The sequence below is a fragment of the Roseovarius halotolerans genome (assembly GCF_900172255.1).
Taxonomy (GTDB): Bacteria; Pseudomonadota; Alphaproteobacteria; order Rhodobacterales; family Rhodobacteraceae; genus Roseovarius; species Roseovarius halotolerans.
The window spans coordinates 586,120-609,454 of sequence record NZ_FWFU01000002.1; the positions used below are offsets into that span (position 1 = coordinate 586,120).

At 59.5% G+C, this 23,335-nt stretch carries 21 protein-coding genes; 13 read left to right on the top strand and 8 right to left on the bottom strand.

Translation table 11 applies throughout. The features are described 5' to 3' along the window. Positions 1-8 precede the first annotated feature (8 nt). Genes tsaD through ROH8110_RS09935 form a run of 4 tightly spaced genes read left to right on the top strand, consistent with a single transcriptional unit; the run spans position 9 to position 2,751 of the window. Positions 9-1,103, top strand: a complete 1,095-nt coding sequence (gene tsaD, locus ROH8110_RS09920) for a tRNA (adenosine(37)-N6)-threonylcarbamoyltransferase complex transferase subunit TsaD (RefSeq protein WP_085817582.1) — start codon at positions 9-11, stop codon at positions 1,101-1,103. Next, entirely contained in the window at positions 1,100-2,059 is a 960-nt protein-coding gene (locus tag ROH8110_RS09925; protein WP_085817583.1) for an NAD(P)H-dependent glycerol-3-phosphate dehydrogenase, read from the top strand. Before tsaD ends, ROH8110_RS09925 begins: the two co-directional genes overlap by 4 nt. Continuing rightward, entirely contained in the window at positions 2,059-2,328 is a 270-nt protein-coding gene (locus ROH8110_RS09930; RefSeq protein WP_085817838.1) for a YciI family protein, read from the top strand. Before ROH8110_RS09925 ends, ROH8110_RS09930 begins: the two co-directional genes overlap by 1 nt. A 3-nt stretch (positions 2,329-2,331) precedes the next feature. Continuing rightward, complete coding sequence (locus ROH8110_RS09935) at positions 2,332-2,751, top strand: EVE domain-containing protein (RefSeq protein WP_085817584.1); 420 nt, start codon at positions 2,332-2,334, stop codon at positions 2,749-2,751. A 226-nt stretch (positions 2,752-2,977) separates the two neighbouring features. Here the strand turns inward: ROH8110_RS09935 and ROH8110_RS09940 are convergent, their stop codons facing one another. After that, positions 2,978-3,319: a DUF2853 family protein gene (locus ROH8110_RS09940; RefSeq protein WP_085817585.1), complete on the bottom strand. Its 342-nt coding sequence runs from the start codon at positions 3,317-3,319 to the stop codon at positions 2,978-2,980. A gap of 212 nt (positions 3,320-3,531) precedes the next feature. Continuing rightward, on the bottom strand, positions 3,532-4,926 hold the full coding sequence (gene ahcY, locus ROH8110_RS09945; RefSeq protein ID WP_085817586.1) for an adenosylhomocysteinase: 1,395 nt from the start codon (positions 4,924-4,926) through the stop codon (positions 3,532-3,534). A 106-nt stretch (positions 4,927-5,032) separates the two neighbouring features. Here ahcY and ROH8110_RS09950 point away from each other — a divergent pair, with 106 nt between their 5' ends. Further along, positions 5,033-5,626, top strand: coding sequence for an HD domain-containing protein (locus ROH8110_RS09950; protein WP_085817587.1), 594 nt, complete (start codon positions 5,033-5,035; stop codon positions 5,624-5,626). 15 nt (positions 5,627-5,641) lie between these two features. Here ROH8110_RS09950 and ROH8110_RS09955 read toward each other — a convergent pair whose 3' ends face one another. After that, positions 5,642-6,388, bottom strand: coding sequence for a metallophosphoesterase (locus ROH8110_RS09955; protein WP_085817588.1), 747 nt, complete (start codon positions 6,386-6,388; stop codon positions 5,642-5,644). A gap of 201 nt (positions 6,389-6,589) precedes the next feature. Here ROH8110_RS09955 and ROH8110_RS09960 point away from each other — a divergent pair, with 201 nt between their 5' ends. The 3 genes from ROH8110_RS09960 (at position 6,590) to ROH8110_RS09970 (ending at position 11,214) form a co-directional block, all read left to right on the top strand. Beyond that, the gene (locus ROH8110_RS09960) at positions 6,590-8,329 is read left to right on the top strand and encodes a type I secretion system permease/ATPase (RefSeq protein WP_085817589.1); all 1,740 of its coding nucleotides are present in this window, start codon (positions 6,590-6,592) and stop codon (positions 8,327-8,329) included. Continuing rightward, complete coding sequence (locus ROH8110_RS09965; RefSeq protein WP_085817590.1) at positions 8,326-9,639, top strand: HlyD family type I secretion periplasmic adaptor subunit; 1,314 nt, start codon at positions 8,326-8,328, stop codon at positions 9,637-9,639. Before ROH8110_RS09960 ends, ROH8110_RS09965 begins: the two co-directional genes overlap by 4 nt. Positions 9,640-9,810: 171 nt before the next feature. Further along, entirely contained in the window at positions 9,811-11,214 is a 1,404-nt protein-coding gene (locus ROH8110_RS09970; RefSeq protein ID WP_085817591.1) for an efflux transporter outer membrane subunit, read from the top strand. Between the two features lie 21 nt (positions 11,215-11,235). Here the strand turns inward: ROH8110_RS09970 and ROH8110_RS09975 are convergent, their stop codons facing one another. The 3 genes from ROH8110_RS09975 to ROH8110_RS09985 form a co-directional block, all read right to left on the bottom strand. Continuing rightward, positions 11,236-11,901: a rhomboid family intramembrane serine protease gene (locus ROH8110_RS09975; protein WP_085817592.1), complete on the bottom strand. Its 666-nt coding sequence runs from the start codon at positions 11,899-11,901 to the stop codon at positions 11,236-11,238. An 87-nt stretch (positions 11,902-11,988) separates the two neighbouring features. After that, positions 11,989-13,356 (bottom strand): porin family protein, encoded by a 1,368-nt coding sequence (locus tag ROH8110_RS09980; RefSeq protein ID WP_085817593.1) that lies wholly within the window; start codon positions 13,354-13,356, stop codon positions 11,989-11,991. A gap of 49 nt (positions 13,357-13,405) precedes the next feature. Then, on the bottom strand, positions 13,406-14,020 hold the full coding sequence (locus tag ROH8110_RS09985; RefSeq protein ID WP_085817594.1) for a polysaccharide biosynthesis/export family protein: 615 nt from the start codon (positions 14,018-14,020) through the stop codon (positions 13,406-13,408). 314 nt (positions 14,021-14,334) lie between these two features. Between ROH8110_RS09985 and ROH8110_RS09990 the strand changes: the two genes are divergently transcribed. Both ROH8110_RS09990 and ROH8110_RS09995 read left to right on the top strand, forming a co-directional pair. After that, positions 14,335-14,559, top strand: a complete 225-nt coding sequence (locus ROH8110_RS09990; protein WP_176236591.1) for a hypothetical protein — start codon at positions 14,335-14,337, stop codon at positions 14,557-14,559. Positions 14,560-14,904: 345 nt separating this feature from the next. Next, positions 14,905-15,558: a VPLPA-CTERM sorting domain-containing protein gene (locus ROH8110_RS09995; RefSeq protein ID WP_085817596.1), complete on the top strand. Its 654-nt coding sequence runs from the start codon at positions 14,905-14,907 to the stop codon at positions 15,556-15,558. 307 nt (positions 15,559-15,865) lie between these two features. On the opposite strand, the gene ROH8110_RS10000 is transcribed toward ROH8110_RS09995, so the two are convergent. Further along, on the bottom strand, positions 15,866-18,208 hold the full coding sequence (locus ROH8110_RS10000; protein ID WP_170156483.1) for a tetratricopeptide repeat protein: 2,343 nt from the start codon (positions 18,206-18,208) through the stop codon (positions 15,866-15,868). Between the two features lie 237 nt (positions 18,209-18,445). Further along, on the bottom strand, positions 18,446-19,138 hold the full coding sequence (locus ROH8110_RS10005; protein ID WP_085817598.1) for a sugar transferase: 693 nt from the start codon (positions 19,136-19,138) through the stop codon (positions 18,446-18,448). Between the two features lie 528 nt (positions 19,139-19,666). Between ROH8110_RS10005 and ROH8110_RS10010 the strand changes: the two genes are divergently transcribed. From ROH8110_RS10010 to ROH8110_RS10020, 3 genes are read left to right on the top strand one after another with little or no spacing between them, the layout of a single operon-like run. After that, a complete protein-coding gene (locus ROH8110_RS10010) occupies positions 19,667-20,866 on the top strand; it encodes an ExeA family protein (RefSeq protein ID WP_245962804.1) in 1,200 nt (399 codons plus the stop codon). Positions 20,867-20,886: 20 nt separating this feature from the next. Then, a complete protein-coding gene (locus ROH8110_RS10015) occupies positions 20,887-22,425 on the top strand; it encodes a GumC family protein (protein WP_254903788.1) in 1,539 nt (512 codons plus the stop codon). A gap of 16 nt (positions 22,426-22,441) precedes the next feature. After that, positions 22,442-23,308, top strand: coding sequence for a CpsD/CapB family tyrosine-protein kinase (locus ROH8110_RS10020; protein ID WP_085817600.1), 867 nt, complete (start codon positions 22,442-22,444; stop codon positions 23,306-23,308). Positions 23,309-23,335: the final 27 nt, after the last annotated feature.

Sequence of the window (23,335 nt, forward strand, 5' to 3'; positions counted from 1 at the left end):
GGCGGCCCATGCGCACCAGCCTTACCATTCTCGGCCTTGAAAGCAGCTGCGACGATACGGCAGCGGCCGTTCTGCGCATTGAGGGAGACGCGCCAACGATCCTGTCCTCGATCGTTCACGGGCAAAATGATCTGCATGCTGCCTATGGCGGTATCGTGCCTGAGATTGCAGCGCGCGCCCATGCAGAGAAGCTCGATATCTGCGTGAAAGCGGCTCTGAACAAGGCGAACACGCCCCTTTCAAAGATTGACGCCGTTGCAGTCACCGCAGGGCCGGGGCTGATTGGCGGCGTGCTTTCGGGCGTCATGTGCGCCAAGGGCATCGCGGCGGGCGCAGGATTGCCGTTGATCGGAGTGAACCATCTTGCCGGCCACGCATTGACGCCGCGCCTGACCGATGGAATTGCCTATCCCTATCTCATGCTGCTGGCTTCGGGCGGGCATTGCCAGTTTCTGATCGTGCGCGGCTGCGAGGATTTCAACCGTCTTGGCGGCACGATCGACGATGCGCCCGGCGAAGCTTTCGACAAGACAGCGCGCCTTCTGGGATTGCCGCAACCCGGCGGCCCCTCTGTCGAGCGCGAGGCCATGCAGGGCGATCCAGCGCGGTTCCGGTTTCCAAGGCCGCTTCTGGACCGGCCCGGATGCGACATGTCCTTTTCCGGGCTCAAGACGGCACTGTTGCGGGCACGTGACGACCTGATCGCAGCGCAAGGTGGCCTCACGCACCAGGACCGCGCGGATCTGTGCGCCGGGTTTCAGGCCGCTGTGGCCGATGTGCTGGCCGAGAAAACCCGCCGCGCGCTTGAGACATATCTTGGCGAAGCGCCCCCTGTGCCAGCTTTTGCCGTGGCTGGAGGTGTTGCGGCGAATTCCGCCATTCGTACCGTGTTGCAGACAGCCGCCGACGCTGCGCAGACCGCATTCGTCGCACCGCCGCTGGCCCTGTGCACCGACAATGCGGCCATGATCGCCTATGCCGGAGCCGAGCTTTTGCGGGCAGGACAATGCGATGACATGACACTCGCCGCCCGTCCGAGATGGCCTCTTGACCGCTCCGGCCCGGCGCTTCTGGGTGGCGGAAAGAAAGGGGCCAAGGCATGATCACGATCTTCGGCGCAGGTGCGTTTGGCACAGCTCTCGCCATATCCTTGTCGCGCAACGGTCCCGTCACGCTTTTGGCACGCGACCCTGACCACGTCGCCGAGATGCGTGCGACCCGACAGAATGCGCGCCGCCTGCCCGGCGTCGAGTTGCCCGATAATATCGCGATTTCGGCTGAATTAGAGCCTGTTTCAAAGGGTCAGATCGCCCTGTTATCCGTGCCAATGCAACGTCTTCGGGGCGCGCTTGAAACGCATGGGGATGCCCTGTCGCAAGGTCATCTTGTGGCCTGCTGCAAGGGGATGGAGTTGGCGACCGGCCTCGGACCGACTCGCATCATTGACGAAATGCTGCCCGGCACGACGACGGCGATCCTGACCGGACCGTCCTTTGCAGCCGATATTGCGCGAGGCCTGCCCACCGCGCTGACGCTGGCCTGCACAGATGACAAGGTCGGCGAAGCGCTTCAGAGCGCGCTCAGCACCGCGAATTTGCGGCTCTATCGCACCACCGATACCAGCGGCGCGGAACTGGGCGGAGCGCTCAAGAACGTCATGGCTATCGGGACCGGTGTGGTCATGGGTGCGGGGCTTGGCGAAAGTGCGCGCGCGGCGCTGATGACGCGCGGCTTTGCCGAAATGTCACGAATGGCGGCAGCTGTCGGGGCGCGTCCCGAGACGTTGTCGGGCCTCTCGGGCTTTGGCGATCTTGTCCTGACCTGCACCTCGGAACAGTCCCGGAATACACGTTTCGGGGTGAGTTTGGGTCGAAATGAGCGTTTCGATCCCAACGTGACCGTAGAAGGGGCCGCCACCGCGCGCGCCGTCGTCGCGCGTGCTGCCGATCTGGGCATAGACATGCCGGTCACCCGCGCGATCACGGCCCTGATCAACGGTGAATTGCAGGTTGAGCAGGCGATGGATATGCTTTTGTCACGCCCATTGAAGGAAGAATGATGCTGATTGCCCTGATTGCCCGAGACAAGCCCGGTGCCCTGCAAACCCGCCTCGGCAACCGAGATGCACATCTGGCCTATATCAAGGAAACCGGGATTGTCGCCCAGGCCGGCCCGCTGTTGGACGATGCGGGAAACATGGCGGGGTCGCTGGTGATCCTAGATGTCGCCGACATGGCGCAGGCGCAGGACTGGGCCGAAAATGACCCCTATGCCAAGGCCGGGTTGTTCGTGTCGGTCGAGCTGATCGAATGGAAGAAGGTGATCTGAGGGATGCGCTATTGGCTGTTTAAATCCGAACCCTCCACCTGGAGCTGGGACGATCAGGTCGCCAAGGGCGACGCCGGTGAGGAATGGGACGGCGTGCGCAACTACCAGGCGCGCAATTTCATGCGCGAGATGGAAATCGGTGATCGCGGGTTCTTTTACCACAGCCAAAAAGAAAAAGCCGTGGTCGGTATCGTCGAGGTCATCGCCGAGGCCCATCCAGATAGCACCACCGACGATGACCGCTGGGAATGCGTCGACATCAAGGCGATTGCGCCGGTGCGGACTCCGGTCACACTGGAGATGATCAAGGCCGACTCGCGGCTTTCCGAGATGGTGCTGGTAAAAAGCTCTCGTCTGTCGGTGCAGCCGGTCAGCGAGACCGAGTGGGGCATTGTCTGCGAGATGGCGGGGATTGACGACTGAACCACAATAAAAACGGAGGATGCCAGCGATTTGCCGACACCCTCCGTCACCCCACGTGCTCCCTTGGCACCACACGTGTAACTGGAAAAGGTCTCGGCCTACTGGCCTGTTGCGATGACATTAGCGTGTCGCGCGCCCGGAGCCAAACCCGGAATATCTAGAATACCCTTCAAATGAAAAACGCCCGCCGTTCAAGGCGGGCGCCGCTCCATTGCTTGCGGGGATGTCAGCCGTAAACAGCCTCTTTCCCGAAATGCTTGGTCAGCATGTAATACACCACGGCGCGGTACTTGTTGCGCTCCGAGCGCCCATAGGTGTCCATCGCCTGATTGATCGCGTCCATCAGCTGCGGTCCATCCGCGAGACCCAGCTTCTTGACGAGGAAGTTGTCCTTGACGGTTTCCAGTTCGCCTGGCTGACTTGCTGCCACAGTCGACGCATCCGCATTGTAGATCGCGGGGCCGCATCCGATAGTCACCTTCGTCAGAAGGCCCATATCCGGTTCCATGCCACACTTGTTGCGCAGATCGTCGGCGTATTGCGCAATCAGGTCGTCACGCTTTCCCATACTGTCTCTCCCACCAGTCCGGCCAGTTTGCCGGATATCCGTGTTGATACCACAGCCCCATTTCGGCGCCATTTTCAATGGTAGCGGCTGTTTCCCGGTCAACAAAGGGAAAACTTCACCCGCGCTCCCCTGCCGCAGGCGCATAAGAAAAAGACCCCGACACTGCTGTCGGGGCCTTGTTGTGCGATTTCTGACGAGACGCGGCATGTCGCTCAGTAGCGGTAATGCTCGGGCTTGAACGGGCCATCGGGTTTCACGCCGATATAGTCGGCCTGATCGGCGCTCAGTTCGGTCAGCTTGACGCCGATGCGGTCGAGATGCAGACGCGCGACCTTTTCGTCGAGATGCTTGGGCAGAATGTAGACCTCGTTCTCGTATTGGTCGCCGCGTTGCCACAGCTCAATCTGCGCCAGAACCTGATTGGTGAAGGACGCCGACATCACGAAACTGGGGTGCCCCGTCGCGTTCCCGAGGTTCAGCAGACGGCCTTCGGACAACAGGATCAACCGATTGCCCGAGGGCATCTCGATCATGTCCACCTGATCCTTGATGTTGGTCCATTTGTGGTTCTTGAGATGCGCAACCTGTATCTCGTTGTCGAAATGGCCGATATTTCCGACAATCGCCATGTCCTTCATCTCGCGCATATGCTCGATGCGGATGACATCCTTGTTGCCGGTGGTTGTGATGAAGATGTCGGCGCTCGCGATTTCGTCCTCAAGCCGCGTCACCTCGAACCCGTCCATCGCGGCCTGAAGCGCGCATATCGGGTCGACTTCGGTCACCTTGACACGCGCACCAGCGCCGCGCAGCGATGCCGCGCTGCCTTTGCCCACGTCGCCATAACCGCAAACCACGGCGACCTTGCCGGCCATCATCGTGTCGGTGGCGCGGCGGATACCATCGACCAGCGATTCCTTGCAGCCATATTTATTGTCGAATTTCGACTTGGTCACGCTGTCATTCACGTTGATCGCGGGGAACGGCAGATGACCTTTTTCCATCATCTTGTAGAGACGATGCACGCCAGTCGTGGTTTCTTCGGACACGCCCTGGATCATGTGACGCTGACGCGTGAACCAGCCGGGGCTTTCGGCCATGCGCTTGCGGATCTGCGCGAACAGCGCTTCTTCCTCTTCGCTGGTCGGAGTGGCAATCAGGTCTTCCTCGCCCTCTTCGACGCGGGCACCGATCAGAACATAGAGCGTGGCATCGCCGCCATCGTCCAGGATCATGTTCGCGCCACCTTCTTCGAACATGAAGATGCGGTCGCAGTAATCCCAATATTCCTCGAGCGTCTCGCCCTTGATGGCGAAGACCGGCGTGCCGCCCGCAGCGATCGCAGCAGCGGCATGATCCTGTGTCGAGAAGATGTTGCAGCTGGCCCAGCGGACCTGCGCGCCCAGCGCCGCAAGCGTCTCAATCAGAACAGCGGTCTGGATGGTCATGTGCAACGAGCCGGCGATGCGGGCGCCTTTAAGCGGCTGGCTTTGGCCATATTCCTCGCGAAGCGCCATCAGGCCGGGCATCTCGGTTTCCGCGATATCAAGCTCCTTGCGCCCATACTCGGCCAGGTTGATATCCTTGATGATATAGTCCTTTGCCATCAGCGTGGCTCCTTGCAAATCTACACGTTGAGGTGCAGATAGCACTGACACCCGACTTAGGCAACGCCACCTCCTGTTTCATCACGCCAAGGACGATTTGAAGACCATGAAACAGCCTCGCGCATGGCAGAAGATGCTTTCAGGCCGTCGGCTCGATCTGCTTGATCCGACCCCTGTGGACATCGAGATCGAGGACATTGCCCACGGCCTTGCCTTTGTCGCGCGCTGGAACGGGCAGACACTGGGTGACTATGCCTATTCGGTGGCCGAGCATTCCCTGCTGGTGGAACGGCTGTACACTCGGCTGAACCCGTCTGCGCCTGCAAAATGGAAACTGGCCGCATTGCTGCACGATGCGCCGGAATACGTGATCGGAGACATGATCTCACCAGTGAAATCCGCGGTCGGGCCGGGCTACGACGAATTGGACAAACGGCTATGCGCGGCGATCCATATCCGTTTCGGCCTGCCCGCGACGATCCCGGCGCAGGTCAAGAAACAGATCAAGAATGCAGATCGGATCAGCGCGTGGATGGAAGCCGTGCGGATTGCCGGCTTTACCGAGGCCGAGGCCAACCGCTTTTTCGGCAAGCCCGACACGGCGATGATGGAAGGGCTCGCGATTTTGCTGCGTCCACCGATGGAGGCGCGCGCCGACTACACCGCCCGCCACCACGAGCTGCTGTCCGAAATGGGCTGAGGCCGCTCCACTCGCTCAGGTTGAAACGAAGCGCACGAAGCCGGGTTCGATGATCGCGGCGGTCAGGTGGCCGGTGTGACAGGCCCCGGTGTCTATACCGATCCTGCCGTCCTTCATCTCGGGCTTGTCCCTGATGAAATGTCCATGCACCATCCACAGTCCGTCCTGCCTGGGTGTGCTGAATATCTTGGGGTGGCCCCACAATAGACCATGGCCACGATGAGGCTCGATTGGCCGGGTCGGATCACCCCCGGCATGGCTGGTCACGACATTGCCGTTTTGCCAGATCAACGGACGCTCATCGATCCACTCGAGCAAGGCCAGCCCGGCACGGTCACGAAGGCGGTCACGGGTCTCGGCAGGCGAGCCGCTGTCTGGATCGAGACCGAAGCTGCGCAATGTCGCGCTACCGCCGTTCCGGGTCCAGAGCGGCCATTTGGCGCCCGGCATATCCAGGAACTCCAGCATCATCGCCTCGTGGTTGCCCATGAGGCAGACCACCTCGCGCGCGCCATCCTGCTCAAGCGTCATCAGCTTTCGCAGAACGCCGGCGCTGTCAGGACCACGGTCGACATAGTCGCCAAGAAAGACCAGCGGCAGCTTGGGCGCCTCGCTCTCCAGCATGACAAGCAGCGCCTCCAGAAGATCCAGACGGCCATGAATGTCGCCAACGGCGACAAATGGCCGATCGGGAGTGATCGGAGCGACAAAACGTGGTTTGCGTGGGTCAAAGCGGTTGATGAGAGCGCGAAATCGGGCCATTGCACAACCATTAAGCCGTTCGTGCTCGTGGGCAAGGGGTAACGATGCGTCCGGCGGCGCGAAAAGCTGAGAGATGCAGTTGATCCTGAATTGGAAACATGCGCCGAAAAAGCGTATAAGACTCGTGTAACTGTTTCGATTTAAGTTCCATCTAGTATTCTGGTTTCATAAAACCAAATAGTCACAGGCGTCGGGACAATCATGTCAAGTGTCGAAAGACCGGGTATTCAGGAGTTGCGCGCCGCGCGTGGCAAGGGGCGTGTCTTATTTTTCTGGGCCTTCGTGTTTTCGATTTTCGTCAACCTCCTGATGCTGACCGGTCCACTCTACATGCTGCAGGTCTATGACCGGGTGCTTGCCTCGAAATCGGTCGAGACCCTCGTGGCCCTCTCGCTTCTGGTAACCATGCTTTACGCGCTGATGGCTGTGCTGGATTATGCCCGCGGGCGCGTCATGGCACGGATCGGAGCACGGTTCCAAAGCGTGCTGGATGCGCGCCTTTTCAACGCGACACTGCAGCGCTCCAAGAACCCGCACGACCGCCCCGTCTGTAACGCCGCGCTTCGTGATCTCGACTCGCTTCAGAACCTGTTCGTTTCGCCCGTGCTGCTGGCGATCATGGACATGCCATGGACGCCGATCTTCATCGCCGCGATTTTTATCTTTCACCCGGTGCTGGGCTGGGTTTCGGTTGCAGGGGGGCTGATCATCGTCGTGCTGGCGCTTCTGAACCAGACCGTGACGGCGCATCGCGTGCGCATCTCCCAGATCGCGACGCAGCGGGCGCATTCGTTTGCCGAACACGCCCAAGAGGCCAGCGAAGTCGCGCTGAGCCAAGGGCTGGGTGACAGCCTGGAAAGCCGCTACAAAAGGTTACGGAACCTCGCACTGAAGCAAACCATGCGCGCCAACGACTGGACCGGGGTCTTTACCTCGATGACCAAGGCGTTTCGGCTCTTCCTGCAATCCGCGATCCTTGGGCTTGGTGCCTATTTCGTGCTCCTGGGCGAGCTGACGCCGGGGTCGATGATCGCCGGCTCGATCCTGCTTGGGCGGGCGCTGGCCCCGGTCGAGCAGGCAATGAGCAACTGGCCCGTGTTGCAACGTGCGCGCGCCGGCTGGAAGACGCTTGAGAAGTTCCTTGCCTCCGTGCCGTTTCAGGAAGAGCGCACCGAGCTTCCGGTGCCCGAGGCGCGTCTGCGCGTTTCGGGGCTCACCATCGTGCCTCCGGCTTCGAAACGGCCCACGGTGCGGAATGTCAACTTCGTTCTCGAGCCGGGTCAGGCTCTTGGCGTGATCGGCAAGAGCGGCTCGGGCAAGTCGACGCTGGCGCGGGTGCTCTCCGGGTATTGGCCGCCGGCTGCCGGTGAGGTGCGTCTGGGCGGAGCCACCCTTGATCAGTACGATCCGATGCATCTGGGCGCGCATATCGGCTACCTGCCGCAGACCGTCAGCCTGTTCGGTGGCACCATCGCAGAGAATATCCGCCGCATGGCACTCGAACCTGATTCCAAGGGCGTCGTGGCAGCGGCCAAACAAGCCAACGCGCATGACATGATCATGCAACTACCCAGCGGCTATGACACCTATCTCGACGGCAACGAGAACATGCTTTCGGGAGGACAGCGCCAACGGATCGCATTGGCACGTGCACTTTATGGCGAACCCGTGCTGCTGATCCTGGACGAGCCCAACTCGATGCTGGATGCGGAAGGCTCGGATGCGCTGAACCAGACGGTGAAAAGTTTCAAGGAAAAGAACAAATCGGTGATCGTGATGACCCACCGGCCCACCGCAATCGCCGAATGCGATCTGCTGATGGTGTTGGACAAGGGCAACGTGCTGGCCTTTGGGCCGCGCGACGATGTTCTTGAGAAAACCGTGATGGACCCGCGCAAGCCGCGCCTTGCAACCGCGGCGCCCGGCAAGGTGGCGATGTGACCGAAACCCCTGACGAGAAAGAGCCCAACTGGAGCGGCACCGTGCCACTGATGGCAGGGTTCATGGCTATGATCGCGCTGGTTGGCGGTCTCGGTTTCTGGTCGGTGCGCGCCGAGCTCTCCGGTGCCGTGGTTGCGCCGGGCCAAGTCACTGTCGAATCCAACCGGCAGGTCATCCAGCACCCCGAAGGCGGTGTCGTCGGCGATATCCTTGTGAAGGACAGTGACCGCATCGAAAAGGGCGATGTCCTGATCCGGCTCGACGGCCGGCGCCAACGCAATGAGCTGAGCATCATCGAAGGCCAGATGCGGGAATTGTCGGTGCGCAAATCACGCCTTCAGAGTGAGCGTGACGATCTGGAAGTGATCGAATTCGACCCCGATCTGGTCGCCGCTGCCGCAGATGCCCCTGAGATCGCCCGCCTCATGCAGGGCGAGCGAACACTGTTTCAGTCACGCAAGGAATCCTTGTCTCAGGAGGTCGGCCTTCTGAACGAACAGAACCTGCAGATCGAGAACCGGATCGGCGGGCTGAAAGCCCAGCTCGATGCACTCAACGAGCAGGTGGCGTTGGTTCAGACCGACCTGGAATCCGAGCGCGATCTTCTGACCCAGAACCTCACCCGCGCGGCGCGGGTCAGTGACCTGATGCGCGAACTGGCGGGACTGAAAGGTCAGGTCGGGCGGATCGAGGCGGAAATGGCCGAACTGCGGGGTCAGAAGGCAAGCAACGGCATCGCCCTGTTGCAGCTGAAAACGCAACGCCGCGAGAACGCCGTCTCTCAACTGCGAGACCTCGAGTTTCGCGAGATCGAGTTGATCGCGCGGCGCAACAGCCTGCGCGACACGATCTCGAGGCTCGATATCCGCGCGCCCGTGGATGGCATCGTCTACGGCCTCCAGGTCTTCGCGGTTCAATCCGTCGTGCAGGCCGCGCAGCCTTTGATGTATATCGTTCCCCAAGATCAGCCGCTCGTCGTGTCCGCCCGCGTCGATACGATCAATATCGACGAGGTCTATGCCGGTCAGGAGGCCTCGCTTCAGTTCTCGGCCTTCGATCAGCGCAAGATCCCGGAACTTAAAGGCAAGGTGCAGCGCATCTCGGCCGATGCCTTGCAGGATCAGGCGACCGGGCAGCCCTATTACTCGGTCGAGATCCTGCCCGACAGCGATGAGATCGCGAAATTGCAGGGCCACAGCCTGCTGCCGGGGATGCCAGTGCAATCCTTCATCCAGACCGGCGCACGCTCGCCGCTGGTCTACATGATCGAGCCGATGGCAGGGTTTTTCAGCCGCGCGTTCCGAGAATAGCCGGACAACGGGCTGACGCATAATCGCAACAGTCGGCCCGAACCTGTGGCGCACTTCAGCGACAGTGGAAAAATTAGCCGGATTCTGATAAGGTCGGACCTAAGGGCTGTTAATGACACGTGAAAACACGTGCGAGACTAGGCCCGCGAGGCAGAGAACGAGCATATTTCAATGCGTATTTTCCTAAGCGTTTGCGCGGGACTTTTTTTGTCGGCCTGCACGGTCGGCCCGCAGTACAAGCATCCGGAAATGGAGCTTCCCGACCGCTATTCACTATTGGCGCCGGTCAGCAAGGCCAGCAGAAGCGATCTTCATTGGTGGCGCGATTTCAACGACCCGGTTCTCAACCAGCTGATTGGCGCGGGAACGCAAGGCAACCTGAGCGTCGCTGAAGCGCGTGAGCGGGTCGAGGAAGCCGAAGCATTGGTGCGGCGTGACAGCGTCACTCCCAGCGGCGACGGCACAGTGTCCGGGCGACGCAACAGCAATGGGGCGAATACCGGTTCGGTTGAACTGGAGGCCGAAATCGGGCTCGCGGGGCGGACTCAGTGGGCAAGCCGCGCCGCCAGACAGCGCCTTGACGCGGCACGGCTGGGCGAGGGCGAGGCCCTCCGCCTGCTCTTGTCCGAGCTGAGTAAGACCTATGTGCAGATGCGTTTCCTTCAGCGCAGCTACCAGACGCGCCAGCAGGATCTGGCATCGAGGCAACGGACCCTGCGCGACCTTCGTACGCAACTTGATGCCGGTGCGGCGACGCAGCTAGACGTGCTGCGCGCTCGGGCGTTGGTGTCAGAGACCCAGACCGAGATGCCTGGCACTCAGGCCGAGATCATCCAGCAGCGCAACCGCATTTCGACACTTCTGGGCCAACCCGTCGGACAGCTCGGCATCGACCTAGGGTACAAGGGAGGGCAGCCCCTTCCCGTGGTCGGCGGCGATCTTGGCGTACCCGCTGACCTGTTGCGCGCACGGCCCGACATTCGCATCGCCGAGAGGCGCTATGCCGCTGCGGTCTCGGATATGGGCGTGGCGCAGGCGTCGCGTTATCCGAGCCTGACCCTGAGCGGTCTTGTCACCGCGCCGCTCAGTGGCGGCGCCTGGAACGAGAGCCTGCTCGCCGGGCTGACCGTGCCGGTATTTTCGCAGCCCGCTCTTGCGGCTTCGGCCGATGCTGCGGAATCTCGTGCAAGGCAGGCCTATCTGCAATGGCGTAAATCTGTGCTCGACGCAGTAGAGGAGGTCGAGACGGCCTTGGCAGCACTGCAGGCCGCGCGGCAAGCCGTCGGTTCCGCACGCGAACTGGTGAGCCTCAACGAACGTTCGCTGGATCTTTCCCGGCGCTTGATCGTCGAAGGCGGAGACGCCACTGTTCTCGACGTGATCGATCGCGAGCGCTCGCTTTCCGCAGCCCGCTTCACTCTGGCGCGCACGATACGTGATCTGGCAATGGCCTATATCGACCTGCGGGTCGCGCTCGGCATCGGGCATGACGCTGTGATCGACGATACGGGCCTTGTCACCCGCGACGACATCGCACGCGCGGCGGGGGGGCTGATCGCGTCCCTACAGGAATAGCGCGGCGCAGTCTTCGCCGCTCTAACCGCCGCGAGGGTGGTCCGTTTCGCGCGGTTCCATCGGCAGCGCCATTACGGCACCGGCCAGGAAGCCGCCCAGATGGGTCTCCCATGCGACTGCTCCACCGGTGCCGACATACATCAGAACATTGAGCACCGTCAGAATACCCAGCGGCCAGGCGATTGTTGCCGTTGCCCGCATCCAGCCAGGACGTTGGCGAAGGATCAAGCGGCTGTTCCAGACGATCAGCGCTCCGGCCAGCCCGAAGAGTGCGCCCGATGCACCCACCATCGGACGAAATCCGCTCGCTGCCAGGAAGGCAAAAGCAGCGCCCCCCAAGATGGTCGCCCCCACATAGATCGCCAGGAACCGCCGTTGCCCGACATAGTTGATCACCGCACCGCCAAGCGACACCATCGTGATCATATTGACGATCAGATGCATCAGGCCGCCATGCAGAAAAGCGTAGGAAAGGAACATCAGCCAGGGCTGCGCGCCGAAGTTCGGACGCCACCCCGACAGCAAGCCGGGCCAGAACGCCCCGAACTGATAGGCCAGCGCGCGCCATCGCGGCGCGCCCCAAAGCCCATGATCCGCCCCTTGCAGCACCAGTTCGATACAGACACAGGGCAGGATCAACAGCACAAGCGCCAATGGCCAGCGGCCTATATGAGACAGACTGCGCATCACGCCACTCGATACACAGGTCGCAAACGCGAAGACAAGCTGCTTGGCCGCATTATCCAGATGCCCGAATGGCGCAGGGCGCGCGTGTCACTGGAACAGTGTGAAGTCACGCCCGATACGCACGAACACCGAGGTCGAGTCCGACGTTCCGACGAGATCCTCGTCGCGGACGCGATAGGCGATCCCGGTCCTGAGCGACCAATCGGGCGTCAAAGCGTAATTGTAACTTGCGGTCAGATCTGTGCGCCGGGTGTCGTTCGACGTTGCCTCGTCTTCGGACAGGCCGAAGGATGCATCGAAAGCAAGGCTTGAAAGGGTATTGATCTGATAAACATAGCCAAACGCCGCGGTGGTCGTGATGCGTTCGTCATCGTCTTCATTGACCGAGACGTCGCGGTTCGCGCTCAATGTGATCCGACCCGTAGGCAGCTCATGCTGCCAGTTGATGCCGCCGATCAGCTTTGGATCTCCGCTTTCCTTCTGGGTGGCCCCGATGTTGAAGCTCAGCGAACCCAGGGGCAAGTCCAGCGCGCGCCCGAAACGCAAGAAGTTACGCGCGCCATTCTGGTCGCGCGTAGTCCGATAAGACACGTTGAGCGTCCCGTTTGGCATGGCGAGGCCATAGATCAGGCGACCGGTCAGACCGTCTTCCTTGCTGATGATGCCAAACTCTTCCTCCTCGGTCTGACTATATCCGATCGCGGCCTCGATTGTGGCGCGCTCCGACAATTCATGGGCGATGCCAATCTCGACTATATCGGTGTCACGCTCTGTATCGGCCGGATCATCGGACTCATAATGGCTGAAATCGTACCCCACGAATGCGGTCGAAACAGGCGACAGGCGCAACCGGGATTCGATCCCATACGCATATCGGAACGAGTCGTCATTGGTGGCCCCCGCGCCATCCGAATAGGTGATGCCGCTCACGCTGGCATCAAAGACAAATCCGAGGGGCGCGTCGATCCCGGTTTCGAACTGAGTGCTAAAACTGTAGTTCTGCCGGGTGCCTGTGTTTCGCCGATCCTCGAAATTAGTGGGCAACACGATCACGCCGGTTTCATCGGCAAAGCTGGATAGCGGCTCGAAGAACGCGGCATCGGTTTCCCTGTAGCTGCCGGTCATCGACAGCCGCGAGTTTGCGCCCTCTCGTCCATAGGACAGGCTCACGCTCGGCTCCACAAAACCGGTGCCGATATCGCTATTGCTGGGTAATTCTCCGAACCGCAACTTACCGGCAAGGCCAAGGGAAAGGGACTGAGTGCTGGTTTCCGACAGAAGACCCAGGGACAGCGTGGTCGTCGACAGCGCGGTCGCACCCTCCTCGGGGTTCTCGAGCGCAAGGTTGTCACCGGCCTCGATTTCCTGCTCGACGCCCAGGATCACGCGCATGCCGGTCGCGCCATCCTGCGCGACCGCCGGCACGACAGCACAGGCAAGCCCGCCTGATACCATGGCCTGGACTAATCTCGTCTTGTTCAAAACTGCCCCCTCGAAAACAGGGTTATTCAAAAAGTCGTCTTTGCGGCACGATGATCACGTCCCCCGAAGAGAGGATGGTCGTGCCGATGCTGGTCTTGCCTTGAAGAATTGCGTCGTAGTTGACGTTGTAAATCCGCTCGGTGCGCGACTTGTCCGTGCGGCGCAACTGAATGCGTTTCGTGGCGGCGAATTTCGAGAACCCGCCAACTGCGGCCAGTGCCTGCAACAGGGTGGTTCCCTGCTCCAGCTTGACGGCGCCGGGGCTGGCAACTTCGCCCAGAACGTAGATCGTGTCTGTCGGGGGCGCCGCGGCAGCGCGCGATGCCCGGGGGGCCGCGAGGCTACTCAGGGTCACGAAGACCGTCGGCTCAGCCGCGAAATTCGGAGCCAGCTTGCTGCTGACTTCGCTGCGAACCTGTTCGATGGTGCGACCGCCTGCCGTGACGCTTCCTGCCAGCGGCAGAGAGATGCGCCCATCAGGCAGCACGAGTGTATCGCGGTTGATGCTGGAATCCTCAAGCACCTCGACGCGCACGACATCGCCAGGTTTGATTCGATAGCTATCCTGAGCGTTTGCGGAATGGCCCATCAGCGGTGTGACGAGCAGAGCGGCGAGGAGGGTGATAATGCGTTTCATGCCGGGCTCTCGAATTTAATGACGTTGAATTAGCGTTACTGAAAACTACGCTCCAAAAGCCGGTTTCGGAAGGGAATTCTCGGATTCCGCCAAGAAATCAAGCAAACGGTACGGAAGCCGTGCCACCAATGCAACAAGCAGCGCTCGTGGTCTCTCTGTTGCCACATTTGAGGCGGATTAACGCAATGTTCACCTTTTTTGTGCCCCTTTTCGGCCAAAGATCGGTAAGATTCGTCTGTTCAAACTGGGTGTGACGCGTCATATCGCAACGCGCGATCAACAGATTGCAACCGAACCGCAAGGGACTCGCATTGATGCTCGCCTTCATCCTGATAGCAGCAGCCACTGGAATGCTCGCATCGATCGCGGCATTGCTCGCAGGGTCGTCGGTCTGGGCCGCGCTGGCGCTCTATGTCGGCGCGGGGATGGGCGCGCTGCTTCTGGTGTTGCTGCGGGCCTTCATATGCGATGTGCTTCAAGAGTTTGGGTTGACCGGCAAAAATGCAGGAACGAAGCCCAAGACAAACCACAGCGTTTGATCTCAATCTCCAAACTGACATAGCCACAAGCGCAAACCGGACTTGCGAATCAGGCTCGTTTTTATGAGCCGCATGCATTTATGTATGTTCGGGTTGTGAACATTTCTCATATTTGAGATCAAATATGGCCTTATTGGAAACAATATTGGGCCATCGCGACGCGCTTCCCGAGTGCTGGACTGTCGACTTGGCTGATTTCTCTGCAGACAGTCAGCGATTCACGATTATGGCAATTAGAAGGCTTTTTTTTGAACGCCGATTGATGTAAATTTCTTTATGGAGCTGGGCCGTCGAGAAACCCTCTGGGGGGAGTTCGTCACCAGTTTATGGATATAGGAGATTGAAATGAAATTTAGAGTTGCAATTAGCGCAGCTATCGCATCGGTCATGATGGTTTCGGCCGCTGCAGCTGCATCACTCTCGATTAGCGGGGGAACGTCGTTCGTCCTGGGAAGCGGAAGTGATCCGCATGATCCGACTTATGGGGATCCAAGCATCGCACCCAGCGTCGGAAACGGCGATTCCGTTCTCGCATTTGGCGACGGCTTCACGAATTTCGACGGAAGCAACGGGCTCAGTTTGAGCGAAAATTCCATCATCCAGGTCACTTTCCTGGGCAAGGAGGCGAACGCGACCAACGTCGCCATGAACTATGGCACGGGTTCCATCTCCAACAATGATCTCGCCGGCAGCTTCTTCCGCACGAATGATGATCCTGACTGGGTCGCACTGGTCTTTGAAACCTTCGACAAGAACGGAGGCAGCCTGGGCACGATCGAGAACAACACCGCAGGTCAGACCTACGCCGGCCTTTCCATGGCATTCTTCCAGGAAGATTCGAAGAACGTCATCGCCTTCTTCGGCGACGGTCGCGGCGACACGGATTTCGACGACATGGTCGTTCGGATTTCGATCGTTCCGCTGCCGGCAGGTGGTGTTCTTCTGCTGACCGCGCTTGGTGGGTTCGCCGTCGCGCGCCGCAAGAAGAAAGCAGCCTGAACCGGAAACCACCGGTTTGATTGAACGCATTTGGGGGGCCTTTCGGCCCCCCTTTATTTTGTCTTACGGAATTGATGGCGCGGCCGCGCCAACCAAGGGAACAGATCCGAAGGGGCACACCCATCTTGACTGAGCGGCAGCTTTCCATGTCACACGATGGGCGACCTGACTCTGCAAGTGCGCGCGAAAGACTAAGCGCTTTCAGCAGGAACGACGGAAGAGATCGGAACCCGCAGACCTGTTCGCGCGCGGAAGCGCCGTGGTCACTGGTCGCTGTTTATCCTGGTGTTTACCCGAAGCGCAGCGATCATTCAGCAGAGCCCGAGCTTCCCTCGCCATTCTGAATGGTCTTCAGCAACTCACGGGCCTCTTGGATCTGCGGCAGCGGGTTGTCACCTGACAGTTCGATCGCCTTTTGCAAGGTCGCCCGGGCGTCTTCCGGACGATCAAGCTCCAGATAGGTGCGGCCCAGGTGATACTGCACGAGCGGATCCGTGGGCAGACCTTCGGCCGCCGGTTCCAGATGCGTAAGCGCCTCGTTCAAGTCACCCCTGCGGAAGGCGATCCAACCATAGGTATCCTGCAATGGCGGCACTTCGATTCCACGAAGACGACGTGCGACAGCATAGGCGCGTTCAAGGCTTTCATCGTCGTTGCGGTGAGTGCTGATCAAGCTGGCAAGATTGTTGGCAACGATCATGTTGTTGCTGTTTTCCTCGTAAAGCGCCTCATAGATCGCGATGGCGCCCTCGAAATCGCGGTCCTGCTCCAGCAGCTCGGCCTTGAGCATACGGACATTGAACGCCTCGGGGGCCCGCTCGATCTGTTCGTCCAAGATCGCGCGCGCATCATCCAGTCGATCCTCGGCGCGGAGAAGCGTATATAGCGATCGAATAGCCGCATCATTACCCGGATACTCATCCAGCAACGCGCGATAAATCGTTTCGGCCTCGCCGCGTTCATCCGAAATAACGTGTAGTCCGGCGCGCAAGAAGCGCAAGGCGGGATCATCGGGCGACTCGGCAAGCTTCTCTTCCAACGTCTCAATCGCCGCATCGGTGTTACCTGCACGCAGCTGGGTCTGAACCAGTGCCGTAATCGCCTTGGCATCTCCTGATGTTTCGGACAGTTCTTCCAGGAAAGCGACCGTATCGTCCAGCCGGTCCTGCTGGAGCATCATCTCGGCCTCGAGACCATTGGCGGCCGCCGTCGCCTCGGCTGTTTCAAACGAGCGGAGCTTCCAGATGACGCGCTGCGCCTCGTTCCACTCCTGGTTCCGGATGTGAAGCGTTCCGCTCGCCTGAAGCAGTTCGAGATTGTCAGGCGACTTGTTGAGCGCCTCTGTCAGAAGCGCACTGGCCGCCTCGTTCCGATTTTCGGCAGAAAGAAACCGGGCATAGCGAAGGGATTCCTCGGGCGCCCCTTCGGAAAGTTCGACAGCAAGCGCATATCTTTCACCAGCCAGGGATCTGTCGCCCGCCCGTTCGTGGGCGCGCGCCATCAAGGTCATGACCTCAGGGTCGCGGGGTGCTTGTGAAAGGGCAGTGCGCAGATCGATGATCGCCGCGCCGGGTTTGTCCTCTTCGATCAGCCAATTCGCGCGCGCCTTGAGCGCCTGCACGTTGCTGGGGTCGTCTGCGAGAATCTCTTCCACCCGGGCGCGGGCGCCAACATGGTTGCCGGTTGCAGCCAACATCTGTGCCAGCACAAATTTCGCTCTGTTGCTGTCACCGGTCGCTTCCTCGATCCCGTCCAACAGCTCTTCAAGCGTCGCGATCGCCTCGTCGCGCTTGCCGTCGTCGAAATCCATGGATGCGAGAACGGCGATATAGGTGGTCGGATCTTCTTCGCTTTCGATCAAGTTCTCCAGCTCGTCGCGCGCGGCGTCATTCCCCTTTGTGCGACGCAGGAATTGCACGACGGCTAGCTTCGCGCCGTCTTCGGCGTCGGGCCGCTGTGCGAGTTCACGCAGGAATCGCTCGGCACCCTCCATGTCACCCCGTTTGATATACCAGGTGATCAGCATCCGGCGGGCTTCTTCATCGTCGGGGAAGGCCTCGACCATCTTTTCGAGGGTTTCCCCGACCGCATCCATATCGCCAGCCTGCACATTCGCGCTCAGCTTGATCCGGTGCAGTTCGTAGCTTTCGGGTCGCTGGTCGAGGCCCTCGTCTATAACGGGAAGCGCTTCTTCGATCTTGCCGCTGTTGGCCAGGTAATCAATGACAACCATCCGGGCGATGAAATTGTCCGGCGCTTCATCAAGCCGGTTACGCGCGTCCTCTGCGGCGTCGGCGCGGGCGTCGGCATTCTCGCTGCGGGTCGCATCGCCATAAGCCAAGGCGGTTTCGATCACCTTCACCCGCGGGTCATCGGGCGCCAATTTGATCGCGGCGTCGCCATGGCGGCGGGCCTCTTCCCAGTTGCGACCGTTGATGGCCATCTCAGCCAGTGCAATCCTGGCTTCGACCGTGTCGGGATACTGTTCTACCACACGCAGGAACTGACCATAGGCCTCGGAGGGATTCCCCCGCTCCATCTGGGTCCGCGCATAGGCCATGCGCGCATCCTTGTGCTGCGGATCAAGCTTGAAGACATTGCGGAATTCGACAAAGGCGCGACTGAAGTCACCTTCGGAAAGAAGTTCCATTGCCGTTTCAAAATGCCGCTGCGCGCGCTCTTCCGAGGTCTCGCACCCGGAAAGCACGAGCGCGGATGTCAATACAAGGGCTGTCAATGTAGCGGAACGTCGACGCATTGGGGGTTCCATGTTCAAAAGTGTTTTCTGGTTACTGCCAACTCAAATTGGCATTTTCGAGGCGTAGAACAGGATAAGGCCGCCCACGACGGTTTCGCAAGCGGCCCTCCGGCTTTCGCCAGGAGATTGTCAGCATCCGGTCCCACGCAACACCACCGCTACGGTCGATGCGAGGACCGACATATCGGTACCAAGGCTTACATCCTCGAAGTAGCGGTCGTCGAAGTCAGCGCGCGCCGCGAACGTGGACTGGTTGCGGTCCGAAATCTGCCAGTAGCCGGTAATACCCGGTCGCATGGCGTAATAGGCAACCCCGGGATAAAGGGCCTTCTGGTCGGGCATCATCGGGCGCGGCCCCACCAGGCTCATATCACCGACAAATACGTTCCACAGCTGCGGCAACTCGTCCAAGGAAGTCTTCCGCAGGAGGCGCCCAAGGCGCGTTACACGGGGGTCTTCGGTCAGCTTTTGCTTATGATCCCACTCGGCACGGGCCTCGGCATCGGCTTCGAGATGCGCGTTGAGCCGCGCATCGGCATCATGCACCATGCTGCGCAGCTTCCACATGTAGAACAGGCGTCCATCTTTGCCGATCCGCGCCTGCTTGTAGAACGGGTTCCGACCATCCAGCGAAATTGCCAGAGCCAGAATTGCAACAAAGGGAACGACAATCGGAGCCGCCGCAATGACGAACGCAATATCGAGAGCGCTTTTCAGAAATCGACGATAGAGATTGGATTGGCCTTTTTGAGAGCCGGCAATGCGAGGGCGAATTCTGATAACGCTCAGATCCGTGGAAAAGTTCTTTTCCTGAATAGTCATAACAATACGCTTCCTCAAAATAGCTTCGGACCTCAAACGCGATCCTTGGCGAAAGGTTCAATAGCCTGCTCGAACTAGAAATTTTTGCTCGGGGGGCAGACAGACCGAGAATTAAATATTTGAAAACGGGGCAGCACTCGTGAATGAACACAGGCTAGCACCCGAGGAAGAGTCGCGCAAAGGATTAACGGAGAAATACGTCCTCAAGGCTGAGTATTGCACCCGCCCTGACAACTTCAAGTGTATTATTGTTCAACACTTGTGACAAATACTAGCATGAGCGGGGATTGTGTCGCGAATGTGGCAAGTTGCGAACATCAATATGGCCAAATTCAGGCGCGCAGATCCGAATCATGTCAGTATTTCCACGAACCAACCGCATGCGTCCCCGACGGCGACATGAAATCACCGCAGAGCCGGCCTTTTGTGGACAAAGCGGTGATCTAGGAGTTGAATGGGAATTTGTAAGTTTTCTGGTCTGCCCCAGTGGCTTGGCCGAAGTTGTTTTATTCAGTTTAAAGGATCGCCATGTACAGCGACGGCACTTCGACACGACAGATTGGCAAACCTTTGGTAGAGGCGGGGTCGCGCATCAGCGTGCGCATCAAGGAACGCGTCATGGCTCTGAAGGAAGGCAGGCGCCCTCCGGCCCAGACGCAGCCTCAAACGCAAGCCCGGACGCCACATTCGGACGTTGCACTCCTGTTTCGAAGTGTCCGCAAGGCTTGCAACGGTACTCTGCGCAATGCCGACTCGCGACGCCGCAACAACCTTGCGATGTCCAAAGCCCCGATTGACCGTGGCGTATCGGATCAAGACGGGTTCAAATCGGTGGATGGAACAGGTGATTCAAGTTACATGAGCGACATGAACGGCGCGCTAAATATTTACACAAGTCATTTTGGCCTCACGGCCCGTCCCTTTACCCTCGTGCCGGACCCTGACTTTCTTTTCTGGTCGGCGGCGCATACACGCGCCTACACAATGCTTGAATATGGCACGCTTACGGGGTCTCCAATCACACTGATCACTGGCGAGGTTGGTGCCGGCAAGACCACGCTCCTGCACAAGTTTCTCAAGGGGATCGGCGACGATGTGAAAATCGGACTCGTGTCCAATGCCAGTGGCTCTCGCGGCGAGTTGCTGCGCTGGGTGCTGATGGCGCTGGATCAGCCGGCTGACAGGAACGCCACCTATGTTGATCTGTTCGATGCCTTCCAGCGATATCTGATCGAAGAATACGCGCAAGGCCATCGGGTGATCCTGATCATCGACGAGGCCCAGAACCTGAGCATCGAGTCCCTTGAAGAACTCAGGATGTTCACCAACATTAATTCCAACAAGGACGAGTTGCTTCAACTGGTGCTGGTCGGACAGCCCGAGCTGCGCGACACGATCCGCCGACCCGACCTCAAGCAGTTCGCACAGAGAATCGCCGCCAGTTTTCATCTGAACGCGATGAACGAGAAAACCGTTATCTCCTATATCGCGCACAGGCTGCGCGTCGCAGGGGCAAGCCGAAATCTTTTTGCCGAAGCCGCCTGCAAGCTTATTCACCAGCAAAGCGGCGGTGTGCCGCGTCTGGTTAACCAACTCTGCGACCTTTCAATGGTTTATGCCTTTACCAAGGATCAGAAGACGGTAACTCTGGCAACCGTCCAGGAAGTTCTTGATGATGGCACTTTTTTTGCGGCCGGTTCCATTTCTGACAATGACGAGAGGGCTTGATGCTCCCTGATTTCAAATTCATGTTTTCGCTCTTTTTGCGACGGCTTCATTATTTCCTGATCGTTGCACTGGCTGTCGCCGCCGTCGGCTTGACCGTGGCCTACACGCTGCCGCCCAGCTACAGCGCCCGCGCGACACTCTTGGTCGAGTCTCCGCAGATTCCCGATGACATGGCCGAGTCCACAGTCCGAGCCGGAACCGACGAAGTCTTGCAGATCATTGCCCAGCGCATCCAGACTCGTGCCAAAATGCTGGAGATGGCGCGCGAGTTCGATGTCTATAGCGATCGCCCGAATATCAGCGCTGATGACATCGTTAACGATATGCGAAGCCGTATCGGAATCGATCTGCCAAGGCGGCGCGATGCGGCCTCGTTCGTTTACGTGTCTTTTAGATCGGATTCCGGCCGAATGTCTGCCGAGGTCACCAACGAACTGGTGACTCGTATTCTCGACGAGAACCGGCGTCTGAGGACGTCGGTCACCGGCCAGACGCTCGAATTCTTCAAGCAGGAAGTTGCCCGGCTGGATCGGGAAATGTCCGTTCAAGGCGCCAAGATTCTCGAATTCAAGAGGAATAATCAGGGGGCTCTGCCTGACAGCCTTGATTTCAGACGCAGTCGTCAGGCGTCGGTGCAGGAACGCGTGCTGCAAATGGAGCGTGAACTTTCGGCACTGCGCGATCGTCGCGCCCGGCTGACCGACCTTTATGAGCGCACCGGAGAGGTGGTAACAGACGCCGAGGACCTGACACCCGAAGAATCCCGCCTTCAGGAGCTCAGAAACCAGCTTGCGTCGGCCCTGGTGCTCTATTCGGACCAGAACCCGCGGGTCAAAGCGCTGCGCGCGCAGGCCGAAGCGGCCGAAAAGATCGTGATGGAACAGCGTCGCCGGAAAGGCGAGGGAACCGAGGCTCTCTCAGCCTATGAAATTCAGCTGGCCGATCTCGACGCCCAGATGGAGTATATCCTGGAGGAGAAGGCCTCGCTGGTCGAGGAACTGACTGCGCTTGAGAAGTCCATCGACGAGACGCCGGAAAACGCCATCGCCCTCGGCACGCTGGAGCGCGATTACGAGAACCTCCAGGTGCAATACCAACAGGCCACACGCGATCTTGCTGCAGCCCGCACCGGTGACCAGATCGAGGCGCAGTCGCGCGGCCAACGGATCGCCGTCGTCGAGCAGGCGACGGTTCCGCGAGCACCCACCAGTCCGCCGCGCAAGAAAATCGCTGCGGCGGGCGTCGCAGGTGGTATCGGTCTCGGCGCGGCCTTCGTAGTCCTGATAGAGATGCTGAACCGTTCCATCCGCCGCCCGGCGGATCTGACGAACCGGCTGGGTATCACGCCCTTCGTGTCGATCCCCTACATTCGCACACGGCGTCAGGCGTTAACCCGGCGAAGCATCATCATTACCGCATTGATCTTCGTCACGGTGGGGATCCCCGTTGGGCTCTACCTCGTTCATTTGTTGTATTTGCCGATGGATCTTCTGATCGAGAAAGGCCTCGAGAAAACCGGCCTTTCAGACATCGTCGAGCAGATCCGAAGCGCATTCTAGGCAAGGTAAGAACCCAATGGAACGTATTCAGGCAGCGTTGAAGAAAGCTCGCGAGAGCCGTGGAGAGCAGGGTCGCGAACGACCGGATGCACAGGTCAAGCCGCGTAGCGAAAACAAGAGCAACGACACTCTGATCCTTCACGAGGATATGGCTCTTGGTGATCGCGATGAAATCTGGAAGGCGGTGCAACCGTTCCAGCCTTCTGACCGCCTCCTGAACCGCAATCGCATAATCAGTCACCGCTCCTGCCCAGAAAGCGTGCCCTATGACGTGATGCGCACCAAGCTGCTGCAAAAGATGCGCAGCAAGAACTGGACACGTATCGCGATCACTTCGCCAACGGCGGGTGCGGGCAAGACGATGACATGCATCAATCTGGCATTCAGCCTTTCGCGGCAAAGCGACGTTCATTCGATGTTGCTCGAGCTCGACATGCGCCGCCCCAGCATGGCGCGAATGCTGGGTTTGACAGACTCGTGTCAACTCGCCCGCGCCCTTGCCGGCGATGAAGCGCCCGAGAAACACATGCGCCGTTATGGCAAGAACCTGATTTTCGGCGCCAATCGCGCCCCTGAACGCAACCCGGCCGAGCTCCTGCAAGGCTCACGCTCCGCTCATGTGGTGGACGAGATCGAAGCGCAGTTCAGGCCGGATATCATGATCTTCGACACACCGCCGCTCTTTGCGGGCGACGACACGATGGCGTTTCTTGACCAGGTGGACTGCGCGCTGTTGATCGCAGAGGCTGAAAAATCCACGATCGAGGATATCGACAAATGCGAACAGGAACTGGCCGCGCGCACGAATGTTCTGGGCGTTGTCCTCAATAAATGCCGTTACCTGAGCCGACACGAGGAATATGGCAAGGAATACGGGTATTGAGTTATCTGCATCGCGCCACCGGACGAC

Bases quoted from the DNA above. Each gene is read 5' to 3' on its own strand.
- tsaD (WP_085817582.1), top strand. From the start codon at position 9: ATGCGCACCAGCCTTACCATTCTCGGCCTTGAAAGCAGCTGCGACGAT.
- ROH8110_RS09925 (WP_085817583.1), top strand. From the start codon at position 1,100: ATGATCACGATCTTCGGCGCAGGTGCGTTTGGCACAGCTCTCGCCATA.
- ROH8110_RS09930 (WP_085817838.1), top strand. From the start codon at position 2,059: ATGCTGATTGCCCTGATTGCCCGAGACAAGCCCGGTGCCCTGCAAACC.
- ROH8110_RS09935 (WP_085817584.1), top strand. From the start codon at position 2,332: ATGCGCTATTGGCTGTTTAAATCCGAACCCTCCACCTGGAGCTGGGAC.
- ROH8110_RS09940 (WP_085817585.1), bottom strand. From the start codon at position 3,319: ATGGGAAAGCGTGACGACCTGATTGCGCAATACGCCGACGATCTGCGC.
- ahcY (WP_085817586.1), bottom strand. From the start codon at position 4,926: ATGGCAAAGGACTATATCATCAAGGATATCAACCTGGCCGAGTATGGG.
- ROH8110_RS09950 (WP_085817587.1), top strand. From the start codon at position 5,033: ATGAAACAGCCTCGCGCATGGCAGAAGATGCTTTCAGGCCGTCGGCTC.
- ROH8110_RS09955 (WP_085817588.1), bottom strand. From the start codon at position 6,388: ATGGCCCGATTTCGCGCTCTCATCAACCGCTTTGACCCACGCAAACCA.
- ROH8110_RS09960 (WP_085817589.1), top strand. From the start codon at position 6,590: ATGTCAAGTGTCGAAAGACCGGGTATTCAGGAGTTGCGCGCCGCGCGT.
- ROH8110_RS09970 (WP_085817591.1), top strand. From the start codon at position 9,811: ATGCGTATTTTCCTAAGCGTTTGCGCGGGACTTTTTTTGTCGGCCTGC.
- ROH8110_RS09975 (WP_085817592.1), bottom strand. From the start codon at position 11,901: ATGCGCAGTCTGTCTCATATAGGCCGCTGGCCATTGGCGCTTGTGCTG.
- ROH8110_RS09980 (WP_085817593.1), bottom strand. From the start codon at position 13,356: ATGGTATCAGGCGGGCTTGCCTGTGCTGTCGTGCCGGCGGTCGCGCAG.
- ROH8110_RS09985 (WP_085817594.1), bottom strand. From the start codon at position 14,020: ATGAAACGCATTATCACCCTCCTCGCCGCTCTGCTCGTCACACCGCTG.
- ROH8110_RS09990 (WP_176236591.1), top strand. From the start codon at position 14,335: ATGCTCGCCTTCATCCTGATAGCAGCAGCCACTGGAATGCTCGCATCG.
- ROH8110_RS09995 (WP_085817596.1), top strand. From the start codon at position 14,905: ATGAAATTTAGAGTTGCAATTAGCGCAGCTATCGCATCGGTCATGATG.
- ROH8110_RS10000 (WP_170156483.1), bottom strand. From the start codon at position 18,208: ATGGAACTTCTTTCCGAAGGTGACTTCAGTCGCGCCTTTGTCGAATTC.
- ROH8110_RS10005 (WP_085817598.1), bottom strand. From the start codon at position 19,138: ATGACTATTCAGGAAAAGAACTTTTCCACGGATCTGAGCGTTATCAGA.
- ROH8110_RS10010 (WP_245962804.1), top strand. From the start codon at position 19,667: ATGTACAGCGACGGCACTTCGACACGACAGATTGGCAAACCTTTGGTA.
- ROH8110_RS10015 (WP_254903788.1), top strand. From the start codon at position 20,887: ATGTTTTCGCTCTTTTTGCGACGGCTTCATTATTTCCTGATCGTTGCA.
- ROH8110_RS10020 (WP_085817600.1), top strand. From the start codon at position 22,442: ATGGAACGTATTCAGGCAGCGTTGAAGAAAGCTCGCGAGAGCCGTGGA.